Source organism: Planktothricoides sp. SR001 (assembly GCF_001276715.1).
Classification (GTDB): Bacteria; Cyanobacteriota; Cyanobacteriia; order Cyanobacteriales; family Laspinemataceae; genus Planktothricoides; species Planktothricoides raciborskii.
Window position 1 is genome coordinate 26419 of sequence record NZ_LIUQ01000050.1, and the last position, 21008, is coordinate 47426.

Annotated in this window: 18 protein-coding genes, 1 other RNA gene, 3 pseudogenes and 1 riboswitch; of the genes and pseudogenes, 11 read left to right on the forward strand and 11 right to left on the reverse strand. The window is 45.5% G+C overall.

Going from position 1 to position 21008, the window contains the following annotated elements:
* Positions 1 to 241 precede the first annotated feature (241 nt).
* Entirely contained in the window at positions 242 to 1234 is a 993-nt protein-coding gene (locus tag AM228_RS22660; RefSeq protein WP_197285374.1) for a ribose-phosphate pyrophosphokinase, read from the reverse strand.
* Positions 1235 to 1664: 430 nt separating this feature from the next.
* Here AM228_RS22660 and AM228_RS22670 point away from each other — a divergent pair, with 430 nt between their 5' ends.
* Positions 1665 to 2723: an ABC transporter permease gene (locus tag AM228_RS22670; protein WP_054469217.1), complete on the forward strand. Its 1059-nt coding sequence runs from the start codon at positions 1665 to 1667 to the stop codon at positions 2721 to 2723.
* 5 nt (positions 2724 to 2728) lie between these two features.
* On the forward strand, positions 2729 to 3040 hold the full coding sequence (locus tag AM228_RS22675; RefSeq protein ID WP_054469218.1) for a hypothetical protein: 312 nt from the start codon (positions 2729 to 2731) through the stop codon (positions 3038 to 3040).
* A gap of 177 nt (positions 3041 to 3217) precedes the next feature.
* Here the strand turns inward: AM228_RS22675 and AM228_RS36960 are convergent.
* From AM228_RS36960 to AM228_RS36970, 3 genes and pseudogenes are all read right to left on the reverse strand, one after another.
* A pseudogene (locus AM228_RS36960) lies at positions 3218 to 3733 on the reverse strand (Uma2 family endonuclease); the annotation flags it as partial.
* Positions 3734 to 3763: 30 nt separating this feature from the next.
* Positions 3764 to 4024 (reverse strand): hypothetical protein, encoded by a 261-nt coding sequence (locus tag AM228_RS36965; protein ID WP_313890691.1) that lies wholly within the window; start codon positions 4022 to 4024, stop codon positions 3764 to 3766.
* Positions 4025 to 4456: 432 nt separating this feature from the next.
* Positions 4457 to 4927, reverse strand: a complete 471-nt coding sequence (locus AM228_RS36970; protein ID WP_054469219.1) for a DUF4278 domain-containing protein — start codon at positions 4925 to 4927, stop codon at positions 4457 to 4459.
* Positions 4928 to 4963: 36 nt separating this feature from the next.
* Positions 4964 to 5053, reverse strand: a riboswitch (Glutamine riboswitch).
* Between the two features lie 296 nt (positions 5054 to 5349).
* Between AM228_RS36970 and AM228_RS22690 the strand changes: the two are divergent.
* Positions 5350 to 5979 (forward strand): annotated as a pseudogene (locus AM228_RS22690) (DNA-3-methyladenine glycosylase).
* Here AM228_RS22690 and AM228_RS22695 read toward each other — a convergent pair.
* Together AM228_RS22695 and AM228_RS36380 are read right to left on the reverse strand one after the other, a co-directional pair.
* Positions 5980 to 7299: a hypothetical protein gene (locus AM228_RS22695; RefSeq protein ID WP_054469220.1), complete on the reverse strand. Its 1320-nt coding sequence runs from the start codon at positions 7297 to 7299 to the stop codon at positions 5980 to 5982.
* Between the two features lie 27 nt (positions 7300 to 7326).
* On the reverse strand, positions 7327 to 7452 hold the full coding sequence (locus AM228_RS36380; protein ID WP_255353252.1) for a hypothetical protein: 126 nt from the start codon (positions 7450 to 7452) through the stop codon (positions 7327 to 7329).
* An 8-nt stretch (positions 7453 to 7460) separates the two neighbouring features.
* On the opposite strand from AM228_RS36380, the gene AM228_RS22705 reads away from it, so the two are divergent.
* The 7 genes from AM228_RS22705 to AM228_RS22730 all read left to right on the forward strand — a co-directional run bounded on the left by AM228_RS22705 (position 7461) and on the right by AM228_RS22730 (position 14918).
* Positions 7461 to 8483: a pentapeptide repeat-containing protein gene (locus tag AM228_RS22705; protein WP_082349018.1), complete on the forward strand. Its 1023-nt coding sequence runs from the start codon at positions 7461 to 7463 to the stop codon at positions 8481 to 8483.
* Positions 8484 to 8589: 106 nt separating this feature from the next.
* Positions 8590 to 8718: a hypothetical protein gene (locus tag AM228_RS36385; RefSeq protein ID WP_255353253.1), complete on the forward strand. Its 129-nt coding sequence runs from the start codon at positions 8590 to 8592 to the stop codon at positions 8716 to 8718.
* Between the two features lie 20 nt (positions 8719 to 8738).
* The gene (locus AM228_RS22710; protein ID WP_054469223.1) at positions 8739 to 9320 is read left to right on the forward strand and encodes a pentapeptide repeat-containing protein; all 582 of its coding nucleotides are present in this window, start codon (positions 8739 to 8741) and stop codon (positions 9318 to 9320) included.
* Positions 9321 to 9479: 159 nt separating this feature from the next.
* A complete protein-coding gene (locus AM228_RS22715; RefSeq protein WP_054469224.1) occupies positions 9480 to 10844 on the forward strand; it encodes a hypothetical protein in 1365 nt (454 codons plus the stop codon).
* 369 nt (positions 10845 to 11213) lie between these two features.
* An RNA gene (gene rnpB, locus AM228_RS22760) (RNase P RNA component class A) lies at positions 11214 to 11616 on the forward strand.
* A 198-nt stretch (positions 11617 to 11814) separates the two neighbouring features.
* Positions 11815 to 12597, forward strand: coding sequence for a ribonuclease III (gene rnc / locus AM228_RS22725; RefSeq protein WP_231636914.1), 783 nt, complete (start codon positions 11815 to 11817; stop codon positions 12595 to 12597).
* Positions 12598 to 12866: 269 nt separating this feature from the next.
* Positions 12867 to 14918 carry a prolyl oligopeptidase family protein gene (locus AM228_RS22730; protein ID WP_054469226.1) on the forward strand — a complete coding sequence of 684 codons (2052 nt, stop codon included), beginning with the start codon at positions 12867 to 12869 and terminating at the stop codon, positions 14916 to 14918.
* A 761-nt stretch (positions 14919 to 15679) separates the two neighbouring features.
* Here AM228_RS22730 and AM228_RS22735 read toward each other — a convergent pair.
* The 5 genes from AM228_RS22735 to AM228_RS33355 form a co-directional block, all read right to left on the reverse strand.
* Entirely contained in the window at positions 15680 to 16102 is a 423-nt protein-coding gene (locus tag AM228_RS22735) for a hypothetical protein (protein WP_054469227.1), read from the reverse strand.
* Positions 16103 to 16434: 332 nt separating this feature from the next.
* On the reverse strand, positions 16435 to 17514 hold the full coding sequence (locus AM228_RS22740; RefSeq protein ID WP_054469228.1) for an AI-2E family transporter: 1080 nt from the start codon (positions 17512 to 17514) through the stop codon (positions 16435 to 16437).
* Positions 17515 to 17749: 235 nt separating this feature from the next.
* Complete coding sequence (gene cysS / locus AM228_RS22745) at positions 17750 to 19210, reverse strand: cysteine--tRNA ligase (protein WP_054469229.1); 1461 nt, start codon at positions 19208 to 19210, stop codon at positions 17750 to 17752.
* 340 nt (positions 19211 to 19550) lie between these two features.
* Positions 19551 to 19694 (reverse strand): hypothetical protein, encoded by a 144-nt coding sequence (locus AM228_RS35630; protein WP_156331983.1) that lies wholly within the window; start codon positions 19692 to 19694, stop codon positions 19551 to 19553.
* Between the two features lie 88 nt (positions 19695 to 19782).
* The gene (locus AM228_RS33355) at positions 19783 to 19989 is read right to left on the reverse strand and encodes a hypothetical protein (RefSeq protein WP_156331984.1); all 207 of its coding nucleotides are present in this window, start codon (positions 19987 to 19989) and stop codon (positions 19783 to 19785) included.
* A gap of 23 nt (positions 19990 to 20012) precedes the next feature.
* Here AM228_RS33355 and AM228_RS30140 point away from each other — a divergent pair.
* A pseudogene (locus AM228_RS30140) lies at positions 20013 to 21008 on the forward strand (tetratricopeptide repeat protein); the annotation flags it as partial.

Here is a 21008-nt window from a genome sequence, read left to right on the forward strand (position 1 = left end):
TCCCCAGAACACAAAAAACCCCCGCATCAACGGAGGCAGACTACCAGGCCAAAACCCTGTTTAGTTTGAGCATTGGCACGATAGAGAGAAAATCAAAATATCCCGAACTGGATCGGTAGCCCAAAAGATCACAGAAAATACTGATTCAAGCGGGAACCACAGCATCAATAAATTTTCATCGGCAATCCAGCAGCCACTAAGAACCATTAATATTGGGATAGTGATTGAGATAGCGATAGATTTAGCGGAACATACTACTTACCGAACTATCTTCATGGACACGCCAGATAGTTTCACCCAGCAAATTGGCCACTGATAGGATACGTAACTGATCGAAGCGGAGTTCTTCAGCAACAGGGATAGTATTCGTTACAATCACCTCTTCAAAGACTCCCGATGACAAACGCTCCACCGCAGGAGGAGAAAAGACTGCATGGGTGGCACAAGCATAAACTTGTCTGGCTCCTTCACGACGCAGTAACCGGGCGCCCTCAGTAATCGTGCCAGCGGTATCAATCATGTCATCGACTAAGACCGCTGTTTTGCCTTTAACGTCACCAATTAGATTCATCACTTCCGCCACATTATGGGCTTGGCGACGTTTATCAATAATGGCTAAGGGCGCATCATTGAGTTTTTTCGCAAAAGCTCTCGCTCTTGCCACCCCGCCGACATCTGGGGAAACGACCACCAGATCCGGCAGATTTTTGTGAGCTAAATAATCTAGCAAAACCGGCGAAGAGTAAACATGATCAAACGGGATATCAAAATAGCCCTGGATTTGCCCTGAGTGCAAATCCATTGCCACCATACGAGTTGCTCCCGCTTCGGTGATCAAATTGGCAACCAATTTGGCGGTAATCGACTCACGTCCCGCCGTTTTCCGATCTGCCCTAGCATAACCATAGTAAGGAATGACTGCGGTAATTTGTCTGGCTGATGCTCGACGGCAAGCATCAATCATAATCAGCAGTTCCATCAGGTTATTGTTTACTGGGTAGCAGGTTGGCTGAATCAGATAAACATCACAGCCTCGGATAGATTCCTGAATTTGAATGTACAGTTCTCCATCGGCAAACCGCTTGCGTACCATTGGCCCTAAGTCGATTCCCAGGTAGTGAGCTACTTCCTGAGATAAAGGGACATTTGAAGAACCTGAAAACAGCCGTAGGCGGCTGTGATCGGAAATGTTACCCAAAGAAGTTGGGAGAGTTAAAGCAGCAGAACGGATCACAGGAAAGCCTCGAAGCACGTTCAGTTATCAGTGATTCTATCATTGAAATCTATGAACATTTTGGAAATTTTTTTTAAAATTTACCCAGAGGTTGTAAATTCAGGGTGATCTTCCCCCGAATAAATTGATCGCTGGGCGCTAGGATCCGGCTGAAATCTGGTCTAAAGCCGGTTTTTTGCCGATAGGGATCGCCGGTTGACCCTGGAGGTGGGATGTATTTAGTCGATAGTCTCCTGGCTCCGAGAACCGGGAAAGCGGCTCCAATCAACTCATGCCGTTTCATTCACGCCTAAGTAAAGCTCATAAAAAAAATACTTGGTCAGTTTTGGTACGGCTGTCGGTGAGAGATTAAGGTAATTAATTGATTGCATGATTAAAATATGGTTGATCTCTCCTGTCTGTTTCACGGTTTCTCATTCCCCAATTGACTATGACTTCTTTTAAGGTTTCCTCTGGGCAGCCCATCACGGCATTGAAGGATGCGGCGATCGCCTTTTTTGCCAGCGATACGTTTTTCTATGTGGTGAAGCGCCTCTTACAAGCGGTGCTCACTTTATTATTGGCATCGATGCTTAGTTTTGCGATTATTCAACTTGCCCCAGGGGATTACCTGGATGCTTTGCGGCAAAATCCCGCCATTTCTCAAGAGACACTGGAGCAATATAATCAACAGTTTGGTTTGGATCGGCATCCCATTGAACAATATTCGCGGTGGTTATGGCAGATTTTAAGCCAGGGGGATTTTGGCCAAAGTTTTGTTTACAACCGAAAAGTGGCAGATTTGTTGTGGGAAAGGATCCCCAATACTTTGTTGTTGTCGATCGCTTCGTTGGTGATTACTTGGGCGATCGCCATTCCCCTGGGGATTTTGGGCGCCCTGAAGCAAAATGGCACAGTGGATCGGGTGTTACAAGTGATCAGCTACACCGGGCAAGGATTTCCCAGTCTGATTACTGCCTTATTGCTATTATTTGTCGCCCAAATTACCTCTCCTGTATTCCCGGTGGGGGGCATGACCAGTATCTATCACGATCAACTCACCCCCTTTGGCAAAATGATCGATATTGGTTGGCATATGATTTTACCCACTTTAGCCCTGAGTATCACCAGTTTTGCCGGGTTACAACGGATTACTCGCGGTCAATTATTGGATGTCCTGCGGCAAGATTATATCCAAACCGCTCGCGCCAAGGGTTTGCCGGAAAATCGCGTGATTTATGTTCATGCTTTGCGAAATGCCATCAACCCATTAATCACGATTTTAGGGTTTGAGTTTTCCAGTTTATTGGGAGGAGCCTTTATTGCGGAAACCTTCTTTAATTGGCCTGGGTTGGGGCGGCTGATTTTGCAAGCAGTCCAGTCTCAGGATTTGTATTTAGTGATGGGCAGTTTGATGATGGGTGCGGTGATGTTGATCCTCGGAAATTTGTTAGCGGATTTACTCCTAAAAGCGGTCGATCCTCGGATTAAATTGGGGGCTGATGATTAAAAAAAATGACTCAAATTTATTATTTAATTCGTTCTAAAATTGACGGCAGTTATCTAGCGGCGCATCCAAAAGTGAACGATGCCGATGGAAAGGCTCAGAAGGGATATCTACTGATGTTTCCAGAAAATTTTGATGCCCTGAGTTATCTGAATAAGTATGCGGGGGATATGCGCGATCGCTTTGCTGTCGAGTCAATTACTCAGTCGGGGCTGAAAAATCTTTTAGATCGTTGGGGATTTAATGGCATGGGAATTGTCCAAGACCCGTTATTACCAAAAATTGAGTTTTTAACCACGGAAAAACCGGATTTTTTCTAAAGAAACCGGGTTTCTTTGAGGGTAAATCAGACAATTTTGGCAAGAAACGGCAGAAACCCGGTTTCTGGATCAAACAGCAGAAACGAGAAACCGGGTTTCTTTTCTGGTAAATCCTACAATTTTGGCAACAAATAGCCGAAACCGGGTTTCTGGATCAAACAGCAGAAACCCGGTTTCTTAGCTCCACTCTTCGGGATCAATTCCCAAGGCAGCACATCGAGCTAATAACTCTTGCATTCGCTGTTGTTGTTGTTCGAGTGCCGCTTGTAATTGTTCTTTTTCCTGGCGTTCGGCTTCGGCCCGTTGGCGTTCGGCTTCAGCCCGTTGGTGTTCGGCTTCGGCCCGTTCTTCTGGCCATAACAGAAGTTCGCCTTGAGCATTCCACCAGCGTAACCAATAGCCGTTTCGGGCGGAATGGGTTCCGTGCCAAACTCCGAGAAATAGGTTTAGTCCGGGAATCCAAAAACGTCCTGCGGCATCGGCAGTTTGTTCTTGATACTTGCCAGCTTCGAGAGCATAGACTTCTATGTGTCCTGTCTCTGGTCGGAAGATCGTATAGCAGGGAACCTGGATCACCTGCTCGTAAAAAAACCACTTACCCACACTTTCTCGATATTCCACGGAGTATTCTTCGCCATAGTTGGCGGAAAGAAATTCCATCACTACTTGGGGCACTCCGCCTTCTTTGTGGGGAGTGTAGCTGCGGCGTGGGTAACGATGGGGCTAGGGTTCTACAGGTTTTAGGTACATCCAGTCAGGGGCTTTGGATATGATGCGATCGCCCATCCCGGCACAGAGGGCAAAGTTGGAAACCACCAGTGCATCCTCGATTAATTCCGGTTGGTCTAACAAAAGCTCACGCAAAGCAGCCGCGATTAAAGGTTGGTCTGTATTTTCTACGGGGTCATCGGGTAAGAGAAAGTCATCTGGCAACAGTGGCCAGGTAATTTTAAGTTTTGATATCGGTTGAGCGATTGTAGCCACAGTCAACCTCTCCCTGTAGGCTCTCTGTAAATTATTTTAACTTTAGCTTATCCGATTAAATCCCGCGATCTTTTTGGCGCTTGTTTTTGGGGCGATCGCCACAATCCGCTATCAATATCTTGAAAAAATATCCTGACAAAATTTATTTTCAGTAATACTTAAGCAACGAATCTATATATCGGGTATTGGTGCGTTACGCTTTGCGCTTTCACACCCTACGGATAGCTGAAAAAATTTATCTTCAAAGAATCAGCAAATAAAAACACCTCCCATGAGAGAGGCGTTTTTCGCATTCGCGCACAGAAGAGCGCTCTGTTATAGCAGAAAAGCAATCCCAGGAAATAAACTTCAAACTTCCCGGTTAGATAGGGTTTTTATGTTTAGAAATGCTAGGTGATTGCCTATGAATCTGCAAAATCATGGCCAGAAATCTTAACTAAAAGCAACATGACTCCGGTCATAGCTGATCCGAAAAGTCGGATGAATTTTGCCTTGGATGCGATTCCAATAATCCGCCACATTACTACCTAAACCGACTTCCATCGCTAAACGACTGAGCATTGCCTGTTGACGCTTTTTAATTCCTCGCGACTGTTTCACCATGAGGGTACGAGCTTTTTCTGTGGTATCCAAAGCTGGGAGGCTGACGGGTTCTGATGCGGCAACCTGTGCCGGTTGTGTTGCCGCCACTTTGCTGCCACTTGTATAGGGAACTCCCCGATATTGCAACTCAAAGCTTGGTTGCTCCATAGGCATGGTGGCTAGAGTGCGCGATTCCGCAAAGCGGATCGCTTTCGCGAATCGCACATCTAGACCGCGATATTTTCCCACCACTTCCCCCAGTGTGATTTTTAAAGTGGGGGGAGTATATTCATAACTAACGCCGCGATAACAGAGTTTCATAGTTTTCGCCTCTTAAAATTTGTTCGTTTTGAATGAGGCGCGTTCCTTCGGGATCATCCCTACTTCCGTCTCTACCTGATGACTCCGGGAAAATTCTCCAGGAGGTCTTTATCCGAGATGAACGTTGCTTTGTCTGTATTTATTGTTACAATTATGGGAATAAATGTCAATCAGCTTCGGGCTAAATTTAATTAAAACTTAATAAATCCGGTGAAGAAAAAAAAGACACCTGTTATTGGTGTCCGGGGATAAAAATAAGTTATGGGTAAGTTATGGGCGAATTAGTGGGCTGAACCGTTGCCGTGATAATTATCGGTATCGTAAAATCCGTTTTGGGTGCCAAAAAACAGGCAGGAAACGATGAAAAGTACAGTCAAGATCGAAATTACTAACTTGATATCCATAATACCCCTTGGTTTTTGATGAATGTATTTTCCGCCAATATTGTAGATTCTGAATGGCTGACCCGTCCATGTCTGGAGGTCGCACGGGATTTGATTGGCTGTCATTTGGTGAGACGACTGGCTGATGGGCAAATGATTCGGGGCATGATTGTGAAAACCGAAGCCTATACCGCAGAAGATCCGGCTTGTCATGGTTATCGTCAGCGGACTCCTCGGAACTCGGCGATGTTTGGTACTCCCGGAACTATCTATGTTTATTTAATCTATGGGATGTACCACTGTTTAAACATTTCCAGCGATCGCGCCGCCCTTGTTAGTGCCGACTGCCAGTGCGGTCTTAATTCGCGCTTTGCAGTTGGAGTCAAGACCTGCCCATCTTCAGTCCCGAGATAAACTGCATCGGCTCGCCGCAGGTCAATTTGTAAACTCTGTCGGGCTTTACAAATTGACCTGAGTTTAAATGGTCAACTGCTTGATGCCAATGGCTCCTTATGGCTAGAACATCGTACCGCAGATTTTGCCCAACAGCTTAATAATGATTCCCTGGTGCAAACCACCCGCATTGGTTTATCTGTGGGGACTGAGTTGCCTTGGCGCTGGCAGGTCCGATCGCCAATTGTCCGGCAGTCTCGAAAGTTTGAAAATTAGTTAATTTCCGTCTAATTTACGCTGCCATTCGGCGTCCAGTTGGGCCGATCGCTGAAATTCTTGTTCGATTAAATCGGTTTCCGTGGTGTAGGCTAAGTCCGCAGTGCTGATGACATTTTGGGCAGCAAACTGGCTGGCGTAGGCGAGTTTTTTCTGGAGTTGGTCATCCGCTTGTTCCAAGGCGATCGCCCGTTCTTGGCGTTGTTGATTGTTCGCCAAAATCTTACCATTGCGCCATTGAATCCAGAAATAACGCACCAGAGGAATGATTAAAAAAGCGGCGCCATAAGCCAATAACAGCCAATAAATCGAATCCACAAGGGCGACTAAACCACCGAGTTCTTTGACGACCTCGGCGATTTCGTCGTCTTGCAGCAGGGAACCCAGCATCAGCGCCCCGACCAAGTTCAAGCCACCCAATCCCGCAGAAAGGATTTTTTGGGCGCTGCTGGCTTGACTAAACTGCCAGGGGATTTCTTCTAAATAGGCAGGAACCGATTGCCGGTGGGTTTTGGTCGCCGTAATTTGTAATTCTGGGAAATGATAGACAATTTCCCCGTCGGGACTGACTTGAGGCAGACCATTAAACCGGGTGAGTACGGGCAGCATATATTCTTCATAGTCATCGATCGCTTGGTCCAGGTATGGGGCGATTTGTTCCCCAGTCACGGCGCCGCCATTGTTGCGAATCACTGTGGCGATCGCCGAAAAACGTTTTTCTTCTAAGTCGGCATTGGGGTTGCCATCGCCAAATAAGAAGGAAAACACCGCCTCTAGGAAATTCATCCCCGGTTCTTTCTCGGCTTCGCGGCGATCGCGTCGTTCTTGGCGCCGTTGGTGACTGCGGCGATAGTCTGGGTCGAAAAACCAGAATAAATCCCCCCAATACCAAAAGTTAGGCATAAAAATCATGCCGCCACCCCCAGAACGGCTGCGTCCTCCACCACTTTCGTTGTCCCGATTGGATGCGGTGACGATAATAAAGATGGCGGCAAAAATCAGGATAATCGAAACAATTAGAACAATGCCAAAGGAAATGCGGATTAGGTAAAATAAAACCCGCCAGATTTTTTCCCACCATTCTTGGAGTTGCAGTTTCCAGAACTTATTGCGTAAAATCGCCCGAAAATCTTTGGGAAACAGATAGACTAAATCCCCCGTATCTGCTACCTGTAAATGTCCCCCCGCATCGGATGCCAGGACTAACAGTTCTCGTTCGGCGATTTTGACATCTAAGCCCGCTTTTGCTGCCACGTCCCCAATGGTGACGCGGTAATCTAGCTGTTCCACGGCTTGCATAATCGTGGGATTGGGAGCCATATCTTGACCTCAGTCAAATATTTCACGTTATTTACCAGTATAAAATTTTGGCGATCGGTAGGAGATGGGCGATCGCCCCACAAGTAGGATGGGTTTGGCGATCGCCGGCGAGAAATCTTTTAACCTAGTGATTAATTCCAGAAAAATTTTCACCTAATGCTATGAATATCCCCATGAATATCCCCATGAATATCCCCATGAATTTTTTCGGCAAATTACGCCAAAACAACCGCCTACCAGGGACGGGGGCAAATTTCTGGCAGGCGATCGCGGCGATCGCTGCCACGGTAATCACTCCTCTAGGATTCAGCCAGAGTGCGATCGCTGCCAACGCTGACCATGTAAACAGATTACTAACCAGAAATGAATGCATGGGATGCGACCTAGTGGGGGCAGACCTCACTAGGGCGAACCTAGCGGGAGCAAAACTCATGGGCGCAGACTTGCGGGGCGCCAACCTCACCGGCGCCAACCTATCCCAGGCGGACTTATCTGGTGCCATTATTCGCTGGGCTGACCTTTCTGGGGCTAATTTAAGTGAGGCAAACCTCGCCCAACCTCATCCCAATAGCGCTGGCATAAATGTAATTACCAACGTCAACCCGCCTTTAGTTGTTTCTCACTTAACTGCTGGAGACTTAAGAGACGCCAACCTATCCGAGGCTAATCTTTCCCAAGCTATTCTCACAGGCGTGAACCTAGTTGGTGCTAACTTAAGTAACAGTAACTTAAGTAACGCTAATTTAGCCAGAGCTAATGTGAGAATGGCGCGTTTAGTCGGGGCGAACCTACGCGGGGCGAAACTCAGTACCGCGAACTTTGACAAATCGGACTTAAGTGGCGCCGACCTAAGTTTTGCTGACCTGAGTGGTGCCTCATTAATGGAAGCAAATCTACAACGCAGCAGCTTACGCGGGGCGGATTTAACTCTAATTCAGAATAATAATAAACCCACTCGATTAGATTCTGCCAACCTATTTGAAGCGGATCTGCGCGGGGCAAACCTAAAAGGGGCAATCCTGCGTTATGCAGATTTGCGGGGTACAAATTTATTCAAAACTAATTTTAATCAAGTGGATTTAACCGAAGCAAATTTACAATTTGCTATCTTCCGAGAAACCAATTTAGTTGATGCTAATTTAACTGGTGCGACTATGCCCGATGGCAGAATTAGTCAAAATTGATGGGGAACGGATGGGTTAATAGATGGGGCAATAGAGAACCCAGAAACCGGGTTTCTTTTCTGGCGATCGCCGTTAACTGAGGAATGGGAGAAAGAAACCCGGTTTCTTGTCTTGGGTAGAAAACCCAGAAACCGGGCTTTTCTGGCGATCGCCGTTAACTGAGGAATGGGACAAAGAAACCCGGTTTCTTGTCTTGTTTATTCTCTGCCCGGTACAATATTCTCATCATGCCTAAAGCTATCCGAGGAGAGATTGATGGAAGCTGCTGAACTCAAACACCGCTACCAAAAAGGGGAACGTAATTTTAACCAAGTGGATCTCAGTGGTGCGGATTTAGGAGATATTGATTTATCGCGATGTTCTTTGACGGGTGCGAATTTAAGTGATTGCTATTTAATTGAAGCAGACCTGCGCGGGGCAAATTTGGTCGGCGCTAATTTGAGTGGCGCCCAGATGAATCGGGCAAATTTGGCTGGGGCTAATCTTCAGGACGCGAATTTAAGCGGGGGTTCGTTTCGAGAGGCGGATTTTTACCGAGCGGATTTAACCAGGGCTGACTTAAGCAAGGCGGATTTGCATGAGGCAGATTTGCGAGAAACTTGCTTAAGTTGGGCAATTTTATGTGAGTCGGGGTTGGTGGAAGCGGATTTGCGTTATGCGTCGCTACTCAGTGCTAATCTACAAAGAGCAATTTTACGCGAAACTAAGGTGGCATACAGTAGTTTTTGTCAGTCGGATTTGCGGAATGCAGAATTAACTGAAATCGACTGGGAATTGGCTAATCTGCACGGGGCAATCATGCCCGATCGCAGTCTCCGGGATAGTCTCCAGGATTAAATTTCCGCTGGGGATGTTCAACCTTAAATCCAATATTAAATATATAGATGACTTTGCCTGACTGATTTATTCATAAAACCAATAAAATCAACCAGGATAAGTGAGCACCTTCTACCTAACAATTAATTCACCTCTCATCGAGGAAGAAGGAATGAGATTATGGCTCGTCTAAATCCACGCGCTTATCAAATTTTGCAAGGGGAAATTGAAAAGTTGACCGGGAACGATCCGATGAAAATATTGGAGAAACAATTGGTTTTGGAACAGTTGCAAAATTTGCGAATACAAGAAGGAAACCCGGCTAGTTTGGCAGAATTAAAAAAGATTGTCATTACTACTTATCCCCAATTTAGTCAAGGGGTATTGCAGGAGGCGGCAAAGGCGAATCACAGTTCATCAAATTCATCAAATTCATCTCAGGGATTTGCGAATTTATTTAATTTTACCAAGCTGATTTTTTTAATGATGGCAGCGGGTTTAGGGGTGACTGGTTTGGTTGCTTTGGTTAATTTACCTTATCCGATGATTCGCCGACCTGTGGCTAAAGTTGCCCCGATTTTATTGTTGCCTAGTTATATGAGTATGGATCGCAATTACCGAGAAGCGATCGCTTATGTAGAACAAGCCGACCAATTGATTAATAATTCTACCAGTACGGCAGATATAGAATTAGGAGCGAGTAAAGTTAAACAAGCCCAAGCAAATTTAGACAAATTGCCGGTGTGGTTTTTAGGCTATGAACCCCAAATTTATTGTCGATTTTCTAACTGTACTTGGCGGTTTACTTATGATGAATTTGAATCAGCTAGAAAGTTGATTGGTCGGATGGAAGCCCAGATATTTCAAGAACAAAATGCCCAAAATCAGCTTGTTAATGCAGAAGTTGCTTTAACTGCTGCTCAACAACAATATGCCACAGCTAATGCTAAGGAAAAACAACAGGCGATCGCGGCTTGGCAAAGTGCGATCGACCTGATGGAGCAAATTTATCCCAATACTTTAGCGGCGAAAATAGCAGAACCAAAACTGACGGCAGCCCAAAGAGATTTTGAAAAAATTTCTGGGTTCTCGGCAACATTTGAACGCAGCAGTAATTTAATTGAAGCGGCCAAAGCCTTTGGAATGCAAGCGGCGATTATGAGTCAAAATCCGCCTCATTCTGCCGCCAAATGGGAACAAGTTGCTCAATTATGGGAAAAAGCGATGGATCAATTAGAACAAGTGCGGGTTGATGAACCGACTTATCCCGAAGCCCAACAAAAATTAGCGGAATATCAGGCTAATTTAGCCGCAGTTAAAATTAGAATTGATGCGGAAAAACAGTCAGTAAACGCGATGAAACGAGCCAAAGATTTAATTGCTCAATGGCAGCGCTTAAATACTGACGATAGTTCCTATAGCCAAGGGGAAGTGGCGAGCATTTTACAGCAAATTATTAATGAATTGCAAAGTATTCCCGCCGGAACCACGGTTTCTAAGGAAGCCCAAGAATTGCTTAAATATGCTCAAGAAGCGAAAAGATGAGATAAGGAGCGGGGGAGCAGAGGGGAAAGAGGTGTGGGGGAGCGGAGGAGCAGAGGAGCAGAGGTGCAGAGGTGCAGAGGAGAGAATGAATAGTGAATAGTGAATAGTGATATTTTGTTAACTGTTAACTGTTAACTGTTAACTTTTCACTTGTACGGGCGAATGGCCATTCGCCCCTACGACTTTTGTAGGGGCGAATGGCCATTCGCCCCTACGACTTTCCCCCGCTCGATTGGCGGCTCCCCTGCTCCCCCGCTCCCCCGCTCCCCCGCTCCCCCGCTCCCCCGCTCGATTGGCGGCCCCTCCGCTCCTCCGCTCCTCAAAACCTGCCCCGATATTCCCATCTAGGAGTACAATAGAAGCCGGGAAAGAGTAAGGGTAGGCGGTTGCGGACAGGTTTCCTGTCTGAGGAAAGTCCGGGCTCCCGAAAGACCAAACTTGCTGGGTAACGCCCAGTGCGGGCGACCGTGAGGATAGTGCCACAGAAAGATACCGCCAATTAGCAATTAGCTTTTAGCCTTGGGCTGATAACTGATTACTAATTGGTAAGGGTGCAACGGTGCGGTAAGAGCGCACCAGCAGCGTCGAGAGGCGCTGGCTAGGTAAACCCCGGTTGGGAGCAAGGTGGATGGAACTATGGTTGGTCTTTTACCAGTTCCGATATGAGGAACCGCAAGAGGCGTTTGGTGACAAGCGTCCCAGATAGATAACCGCCCTCGAAAGTGCTTGGCACTTTTGGAGAACAGAACCCGGCTTATGACTTACTCTTTCCCCCCCTTTTTTTTGAGGCAAGAGGCAACAGGGAAGAGGAAACAATTGATATTTGATGATTGATAGTTAACAATTAATAATTGATAGTTTGTAGTTGATAAATTGTAGATATTATTAGATATTAATTATCAATTGTTAATTATCAATTGTTAATTATTGATTATCAAGGTTTATGCATAGCGATACATCATCGATTTCTATGAAAGTTTCTATGAAAGTTTCTCTGAAAGTTAAATATCCACCGCGACAACGGGAATTAGAAAATTTAGTGGAAAAGTTAGGGCTTTCTAGTGAATTACCTCTGCAATGGCAACTTTTAGATTTAGCCTTAACTCACCCCACCAGTTCCGTCGATCGCAACTATCAACAATTAGAGTTTGTTGGGGATGCGGTGGTGCGTTTGGCTGCGGCGGAATTACTGTTAGAAACTTATCCAGATTCGGCAGTAGGAGAATTTGCCGCTATTCGGTCAGAATTAGTCAGCGATCGCACCTTAGCAGAAATTGCGGATTGTTATGGATTAGAAGATTATTTACTCATGTCTGCGAGCACTAAAAGGGATATTCTTGGGCGTCAGTCCCGGTTGGCTGATGCCTTGGAAGCGGTCATGGGTGCTTTATATTTGTCTACCCATACTTTAGAATTTATTCGTCCTTGGTTGGATACACATTTTAAACCATTTGCGGTTAAAATTAGCCAAGATCCAGCCCGACAGAATTATAAACACGCGCTGCAAGGTTGGACTCAAACTCATTATAAATCTTTACCGGAATATCGCGTCCGAGAAACTCCTCTAGTTGACTGTCATATTTTACTTCCAGAAGAACGGTTTACCGCCGAAGTTTGGATACAAGGAAAGCGACAAGGGACGGGAAAAGGGCGATCGAAAAAAGCTGCCGAACAAGCGGCTGCCCAACAAGCTTTTTTATCTTTAACCGTAACCAACAGCAACCATAATTTAGAGATAAAACGCTATATATGATAAAAGTAGGGTGGGCAATGCCCACCCTACCTATCTACTAAACCACAAATTTTCGTAGGGACGAAGCATGACCGCAGGTATTTCTGGTTAAAAGCAGACATTTAATCCGGTCATGCTTCGTCCTTACTGATTCTATGGATACGAAAAACGCTGTAAGGGGATTTGGGGGAATCGATCTGGAATTTTGCCAGAATTGTCTAATAAAAGCTACAATAAAAGCTACAATAGAAGCTACAATAGAAGCTAATCATTAATCTCAGAATCCCAAAATGACATCTCTCAACTACCCAGAAACTCAACAAGTCAATCAAATTGATATTTATCATGGGGTCGAAGTTGCTGACCCTTATCGCTGGTTAGAAGACCCGGACTCCGCAGACACGAAAGCCTGGGTGGAAGACCAAAATAAGGTGACGTTTAGCTACTTGGGTCAAATTCCCCAACGGGAAGAGATTAAGACCCGTTTAACTCAAGTTTGGGACTATGAAAAATACGGCATTCCTTTTAAAAGAGGCGATCGCTATTTTTACTATAAAAATGATGGCCTCCAAAACCAAAGTGTTTTATATGTTCTCAACTCCCTAGACGATGAACCTAGAGTATTAATTGACCCCAATCTTTTGTCAGCAGATGGCACCGTATCTCTCAGCGGTTTAGCCATTAGTAAAGATGGCAATTTGATGGCTTATGCCCTGTCTTATTCCGGTTCTGATTGGAAAGAATGGCACGTCCGCAATATTGAAACGGGGGAAGATTTACCGGATCTTATTAAATGGAGTAAATTTTCTGGGGCATCCTGGACTCACGACCATCAAGGTTTTTTCTACAGTCGTTATGATGAACCCAACGAACAAACCAAGCATGAAGATGTTAACTATTATCAAAAGCTATTCTATCACAAAATTGGCACCGACCAATCCCAAGATATTTTAGTCTATCACCGCCCGGATCAAAAAGAATGGGGCTTTAGTGGGGTTGTGAGTGAAGATGGCCAATATTTAATTATCTCGGTTTGGCTAGGAACTGACCCGAAAAATTTGCTATTTTACAAGGATTTAACCGATCCATATGCCGAAGTTGTAGAACTGATTAGCGAATTTAAAGCCCAATATAGTTTTATTGATAATGATGGTTCGGTTTTCTGGTTTGAAACGGATTTAGATGCTCCTCGCGGTCGGGCGATCGCTATTGATATTAGTAATGAAAATCAAACCGAAATTATCCCGGAACGAGCGGAAACTTTACAAGGGGTTAATGTTCTAAATCATCAGTTTGTGGCATCTTATTTAAAAGATGCTCATAGTCTGATTAAAGTCTTTAACTTCGATGGTTCCTGGGTGCGGGATATGGTCTTACCCGGACTCGGTTCGGCGGGGGGTTTTGATGGCGATCGCACCGATACGGAAACCTTTTACAGCTTCACCAGTTTTACCACTCCCACCACCATTTATCGTTACAATATGCTGACCGGAGAAAGCAGCGTATTTCGGCAGCCCCAGGTAGACTTTAATCCCGGAGACTATGAAAGTCACCAAGTATTTTACCACAGCAAAGACGGCACCCGCGTCCCCATGTTCATCACCCATAAAAAAGGGATTAAACTCGATGGGAATAACCCCACTTATTTATATGGCTATGGGGGCTTTAATATTTCCCTAACTCCCAGTTTTTCTGTGTCTCAGTTGGTCTGGATGGAATATGGAGGAATTTTGGCCATTCCTAACTTACGCGGCGGCGGTGAATACGGGGAAGAATGGCATCAAGCGGGAACAAAATTGAACAAACAAAATGTTTTTGATGATTTCATGGCCGCAGCGGAATGGTTGATTGCCAACCAATATACTTGCCGGGAAAAATTGGCGATCGGGGGCGGTAGTAATGGCGGTTTATTAGTAGCAGCTTGCCAGACGCAGCGCCCGGATTTATTTGCGGCAGTCTTGCCTGCGGTCGGGGTTTTGGATATGCTACGTTTCCACAAGTTTACTATCGGTTGGGCTTGGTGTTCTGACTACGGTTCTCCAGAAAATCCCGAAGAATTTAAAGCCCTTTATGCTTATTCTCCGTTACATAATTTGAAACCAGGGACTCATTATCCCGCCACTTTAATTACCACCGCTGACCATGACGACCGTGTGGTTCCTGCCCATAGTTTTAAATTTGCTGCTGGGTTGCAAGCTGCCCATGCTGGGGAGGCGCCGGTATTAATTCGCATTGAAACTAAAGCCGGACATGGGGCTGATAAACCGACGACGAAAATTATTGAAGAGGTGGCAGATAAATGGGCGTTTTTAATTAGAGTTTTGGGCATGGAGAAGGTTTAATTTGAGAAACCTGGGGCGGTTAGAAACCGGGTTTCTATGTAGGGGCCGGTGGGGAGGCAGAGGTTAACTGAAGAAACCCGGTTTCTTGTCCCTGGGGTCAGAAACCTGGGGCGGTGAGAAACCGGGTTTCTATGTAGGGGCCGGTGGGGAGGCAGAGGTTGACGGAAGAAACCCGGTTTCTTGTCCCTGGGGTCAGAAACCTGGGGCGGTTAGAAACCGGGTTTCTATGTAGGGGCCGGTGGGGAGGCAGAGGTTAACTGAAGAAACCCGGTTTCTTGTCCCTGGGGTCAGAAACCTGGGGCGGTTAGAAACCGGGTTTCTATGTAGGGGCCGGTGGGGAGGCAGAGGTTAACTGAAGAAACCCGGTTTCTTGTCCCGGCGATCGCTTGTCGGTGAAAGTATTTTCATCAAAGTAATGCCGGGGAGTTTGTAACATCAATTGTCAAACTTTCCCCGCATCTAATAAATTAAAGCGATCGCCATAGTGAGTTTTTAGCAGTTCTTTTTAGTAGTTCTTGCACCATCGGGTAATAATATCAGCAGTTCAACCCCAATGGCTTTGCGGTCTGATTCACTCACGGTGAATGAAGCCACCGGATATTTGGTCTTTCCGTTATTAAACAATAACAGTGAACTAAGATTCCGAAAAGCGTGAAATCCCCAAGAGTCAGCCAGGCAAAAGATCAATAATACTGGGTTAACTTCCTCCGAAGAAACAAACAGGTTTTGATAGCATTTGCCCTAGGTGTTTGGCTGTTCCACTAAGTAGTTGCGATCGGGGTCTTGTAAAGAGTTAGTTTTATTACGATGTTCTCGATGATGAACGGCTTTCCATAATGTTGGGGCATCCCTAACATGGTTAGTCTTAATAAGCCGATCGCCTGTTTTAACCGGGGATTTTTAAGGACCGCACTGTGCATAATATTGTGAGTGCTAAAAAGTGAGACAATCACACTATTGCCCATCACTAATGCGAATGGTAAATACAACCATAATAAATATCTATTCCAGCGATCGAGATAGTCAGCCATTACCCAACCTAGAATCAGTATGCTGAGATTGATCGGTAAAATACATATATAGTTTTGGTCAGACAGAAAGGCTTCCGGGGGAATTAACGGACGTAGTTTCTTTGCATATTCAGCTTGAGTTATCAAGCGTTTTGATTCAACGAGATTCACCATGAATGAGTTAATTCAACAAATTGTCAAAAATCCCGCTATAAATTTAACATTTTTTTCCTATGAGTATTTTTTATTATAAATTTTTTTCGTCAACAAATATCCTATTTTAATGGCCAAAAACTATCAAATATCAGAGGGCGAGCAAATAGCCATATATTTTATCACATTCTCTCGCACAATGATGCCATAGTAAATAATTTAATCATAGTTGTTCGGCATTTTTCAGCAATAGTCTTCGGGCGATCGCACAGAAACCGGGCTGGGTAATTAACCTGTTAGTTGTTTTCCCACGTTTTTCCGACAACCCGATTTCTGTAATTCCATCCGAGTGGTTATTCTTGTGCCAATTCTTTGGCCAATTTTTTCTCCGCTTCTAACTTTGGTTTGAGATAGAGATTTTCGACTAAGGCAGCGGTTCCGGCAAACCAGGGTGGAATTAAAATTGCCCCGAATATTCCCAATAGTTGAACTCCTCCTAATACCGCTAATAACTGATATAAAGGATGAATACCAACGGAACTCCCTACTAATAATGGGTCTAACACATAGGTTTCAATATTTTGAATAATCACAAACAGGATTAAAACCCAGAGAAAGACCCAACTCCCTTTGACGATCGCCACAATTAAAGCGGGGACAGAGCCAAGAATAGGGCCAATAAAGGGGATTAAATTCGTCACCCCAGCGATCGCCCCTAAACCTAGGGCAAAATCTGCTAATCCTAAAAAAGATAACCCGGCAGCAGTGGCAATTCCTAAAATAGCGGAAACCAAAAAACGTCCCCGAATATAACCCCCCATCCGGGTAGTCACCGTATGAACTTGGGCTTCTAGGCGATCATTCCACGGGGCAGGAAATAACTGCACCAAACTTTTAATTAATGTCTGGCTATCCGCTAACATATAGCCGGAAATAAACAAACATAATATTAGGGTAAAAATTGCCCCAATAATTCCTCGTGTAATGCTATAAGAACGGATAATCACTTGTTGACTAGAACGAAATACCCAGCCGGTGATGGCTTGAGTATTAAAATATTCACTGACCAACTCGGAACTATTATCACTCAGTCGGCTAACTAACTGTTCGGCAATATCTTGTAAGGTTTCTAAATAAAGAGGTAACTGACTAATAATCAGTTCAATTTGGTCAAAAACTGTTGGGCCAATTAATAGCATAACTCCAGTCAAACCGCCAATCAAAAGCAAATAGGTTAAAATAGCGGCTAACCACCGGGGAATGTGGCGTTTTTCTGCCCATTCAATAGCAGGAGAAATTGATGCGGCAAGGACAACAGAAATCATCACAGTAATGAGTAAACTCCGCAGTTGCCAGAGTAAAACTAATAGAAATGCTGTAGCTAATACCAGGAGTAAGTTAGTAACCGAAATTGTAATACGTTGGGTGGACATATATTTTTGTTGGTGGTTGTTTGTTGTTGGTTGGCAGTAATTGATAATTGATAATTGATAATTTTATTTAATTGTCCATTGTCAATTGTCAATTATTTTGTGGTTGATGGTTGATGGTTGATTGTTGATGGTTGGTGGGTAGGGATTCTATGGTTTATGGTTGATTGTTGAATTTTCACAAACAACAACCAACAACAAACAACAAAGAACAACCAAAAACCAACAACCAACAAAATTAATTACGATGCCATTGAGTGACGCCACCGGGTTTATCAATTAGGGTAATTCCTTGGGATTGCAATTCGTCACGAATCCGATCGCCTTCCGCAAAGTTTTTCGCTTTTCGGGCTGCTTTTCGTTGTTCGATTAAGGCTTCAATTTCTGCATCACTCAGACCATTAGATTGTTCTTCGGTGGTTTCCGCATCCGCATCCGCTTCTAATCCGAGAACATTGGCTAAAGTAACTAAGGTTTGCCACCGTTGTTTGAGCAATTCTGGGGCAGTGTCGGTTTTACCTTCATGGACTAAAAGGTTGCGATCGCGCCGAATTTCTTTGGCAATTTCAAATAAGACTGCTAAGGCACTGGAAGTATTAAAATCATCATCCATTGCGGCTTGGAACCGTTCCACAAATTCGGCTAAAGGTGCCGCTGAGACTTCTATTTTATCCCAGCCTAATTTTTCCCCATATTGATTGGCAAATAATAGTGCTTCTTTCAGGGTATTCCACCCTTGGGTAGCAGAAGCGATCGCCTCATCGGTAAAATCAATCGGCTTGCGATATTGGGCTTGCAGGACAAACAATCGCACCACCATCGGCGGCACATTTCCCTCATCTAATAACTGGCGAATCGTGGTAAAATTGCCCAAAGACTTGGACATTTTTTCCCCATTAATAGTCACAAACCCATTGTGCATCCAATATTTCGCCAAGGGCTTACCCGTCACCGCTTGGGATTGGGCGATCTCATTTTCATGGTGGGGAAATACCAAATCCGCCCCACCCGCATGAATATCAATAGTTTCTCCCAGGCGATCGCGCACCATTGCCGAACATTCGATATGCCAACCGGGACGACCGGAACCCCACGGCGACTCCCAAGCAGGTTCGCCCGGTTTTGCCTCTTTCCACAACGCAAAATCAAACGGGTCTTCTTTCTTTTGGGCCTCCGGGTCATCCTCCACCCGACCGCTGGCCCCTGCCTTCATCTCTTCTAACTTGCGACCCGACAACTGACCATAGTCCTGAAACTTGCGGACTTTATAATAGACATCGCCCCCGGCAGCATAAGCATAGCCGCGATGTTCTAACTCGTGAATCAAGCGCTTAATCCCGTCCAGGGTATGAGTAGCGCGGGGATATTCGTCCGCTTCGAGGATATTCAACCGGGCCATATCTTCAAAATAGGCTTGAGTGTAGCGATCGGCCACTTCCTCCATTGTGGAACCCTCTTGTCTAGCCCGATTCAGAATTTTATCGTCAATATCGGTAAAATTCTGCACATATCGCACCTCATAGCCGCGCCAAATCAGATAGCGGCGAACCGTGTCCCAAGCAATGTAAGATCGCGCATGACCGAGGTGACAATAATCGTAAACGGTGACACCACAGCAATACATCCGCACCTTTGGCGGTTCCAGGGGTTCAAAAGGTTCTTGGCGACGAGTCAGGGTATTGTAAAGATACAAAGTCATAAGGGGATCTTGAGCTTTCCTGTGACGGCAAAGAAGGTGAATTCTTCCATCGATCCATAATGACACGATCTTTGATTTATACCAATTTCATTTAATTGTGCAACAGATTCTTAAGTCCCCTTGATGAAACTTATGTTGACTCACATATTTCTTAACCACATATTTCTTAACAACATAACAACATATTTCTTAACATAATTATGCTTGACATCCGCTTAAGTAATCCCATACAGCGCTTTTTTACTGAGTAAACCACAGCCGCCTATTTCTGGGTTAACCTTTGTATCCAAGCCAGAAACCGGGTTTCTGGGTTAACCTCTGTATCCAAGCATAACCTTAATTAAGAAACCCGGTTTCTCAAGCCCCCGCCACCAACCCAGAAACCCGGTTTCTGAAACCCCCAACCCCCATCAGGGCGGCGTTGCATTCGCGGCAAAGATGGTCGATTTTTCCTGAAGATGTCGGCGCGGTAAGCTTTCGCCATGCCGTAGACGCGAAGCGGCTTCCCGTAGGGTAGGCTATATGCTTGGCCCCTACATAAAAAATCGGGTTTCTGGGGTTCGGGGCACAAATTAGGGCAAAGCATTCGCGGCAAAGATGGTCGATTTTTCCTGAAAATGTCGGCGCGAATGCTTGGCCCCTACATAAAAAATCGGGTTTCTGGGGTTCGGGGCACAAATTAGGGCAAAGCATTCGCGGCAAAGATGGTCGATTTTTCCTGAAAATGTCGGCGCGAATGCTTGGCCCCTACAGGATTTCGGGTTAAAATAAGTCATCATCCCCCAACCCCCCGGTAGGCAATATGGACGAACAACGACTCAACGCCTATATCCAACTGATTCAAGCAATCCTCGGCTGTCCCAGTGGCGAGGAAATGGACATCCTACAAGCCAACCCCGAACTCGTTGATGCGGGGTTGGTGCAGGTGATGCGTGCATTAGACGAGAATGCCGGTTGGTTGTGGAATTTTGCCCAAAAAATAGAAACTGCTAACTATGAGTTGCCACGGCTAGAAATAAAACTGACAGCAGATGCTCTATTGCAGCAGGGATTTCAACAGTATCAACATTCTGAATATTCCCAAGCCTGGGAATCTTTGCAACAGTCTCTCGCATTGTATGAGGCAATCGGGGATAAGGCTAACATCGCTTTATGTTGGGAATATTTAGGTTCTGTTCAGCGAAATCGCGGCAACTGGGATGAGGCGGAGGGAGCGTCTGTTTCAGCAATCTTTGGCATTGAGAACCGAATTGGGCGATCGCTCCGGTATGGCAGAATCTTGGGGAGTGTTGGGAGATATCCAGCGAAAACGGGGCAACTGGGATGAGGCGGAGCGTCTGTATCAGCAATCTTTGGCATTGAGAACCGAATTGGGCGATCGCTCCGGGATGGCAACCTCTTGGGGACAGTTGGGAGATATCCAGCGAAATCGCGGCAACTGGGATGAGGCGGAGCGTCTGTATCAGCAATCTTTGGCATTGAGAACCGAATTGGGCGATCGCTCCGGTATGGCAGCCGTTTGGGGAGTGTTGGGAGATATCCAGCGAAATCGCGGCAACTGGGATGAGGCGGAGCGTCTGTATCAGCAATCTTTGGCTTTGAGAACCGAATTGGGCGATCGCTCCGGGATGGCAGCCGTTTGGGGAGTGTTGGGAGATATCCAGCGATTTCGCGGCAACTGGGATGAGGCGGAGCGTCTGTATCAGCAATGTTTGGCAATTGAAACCGAATTGGGCGATCGCGCGGGGATGGCATCCTCTTGGGGAGTCTTGGGAGATATCCAGCGCAATCGCGGCAA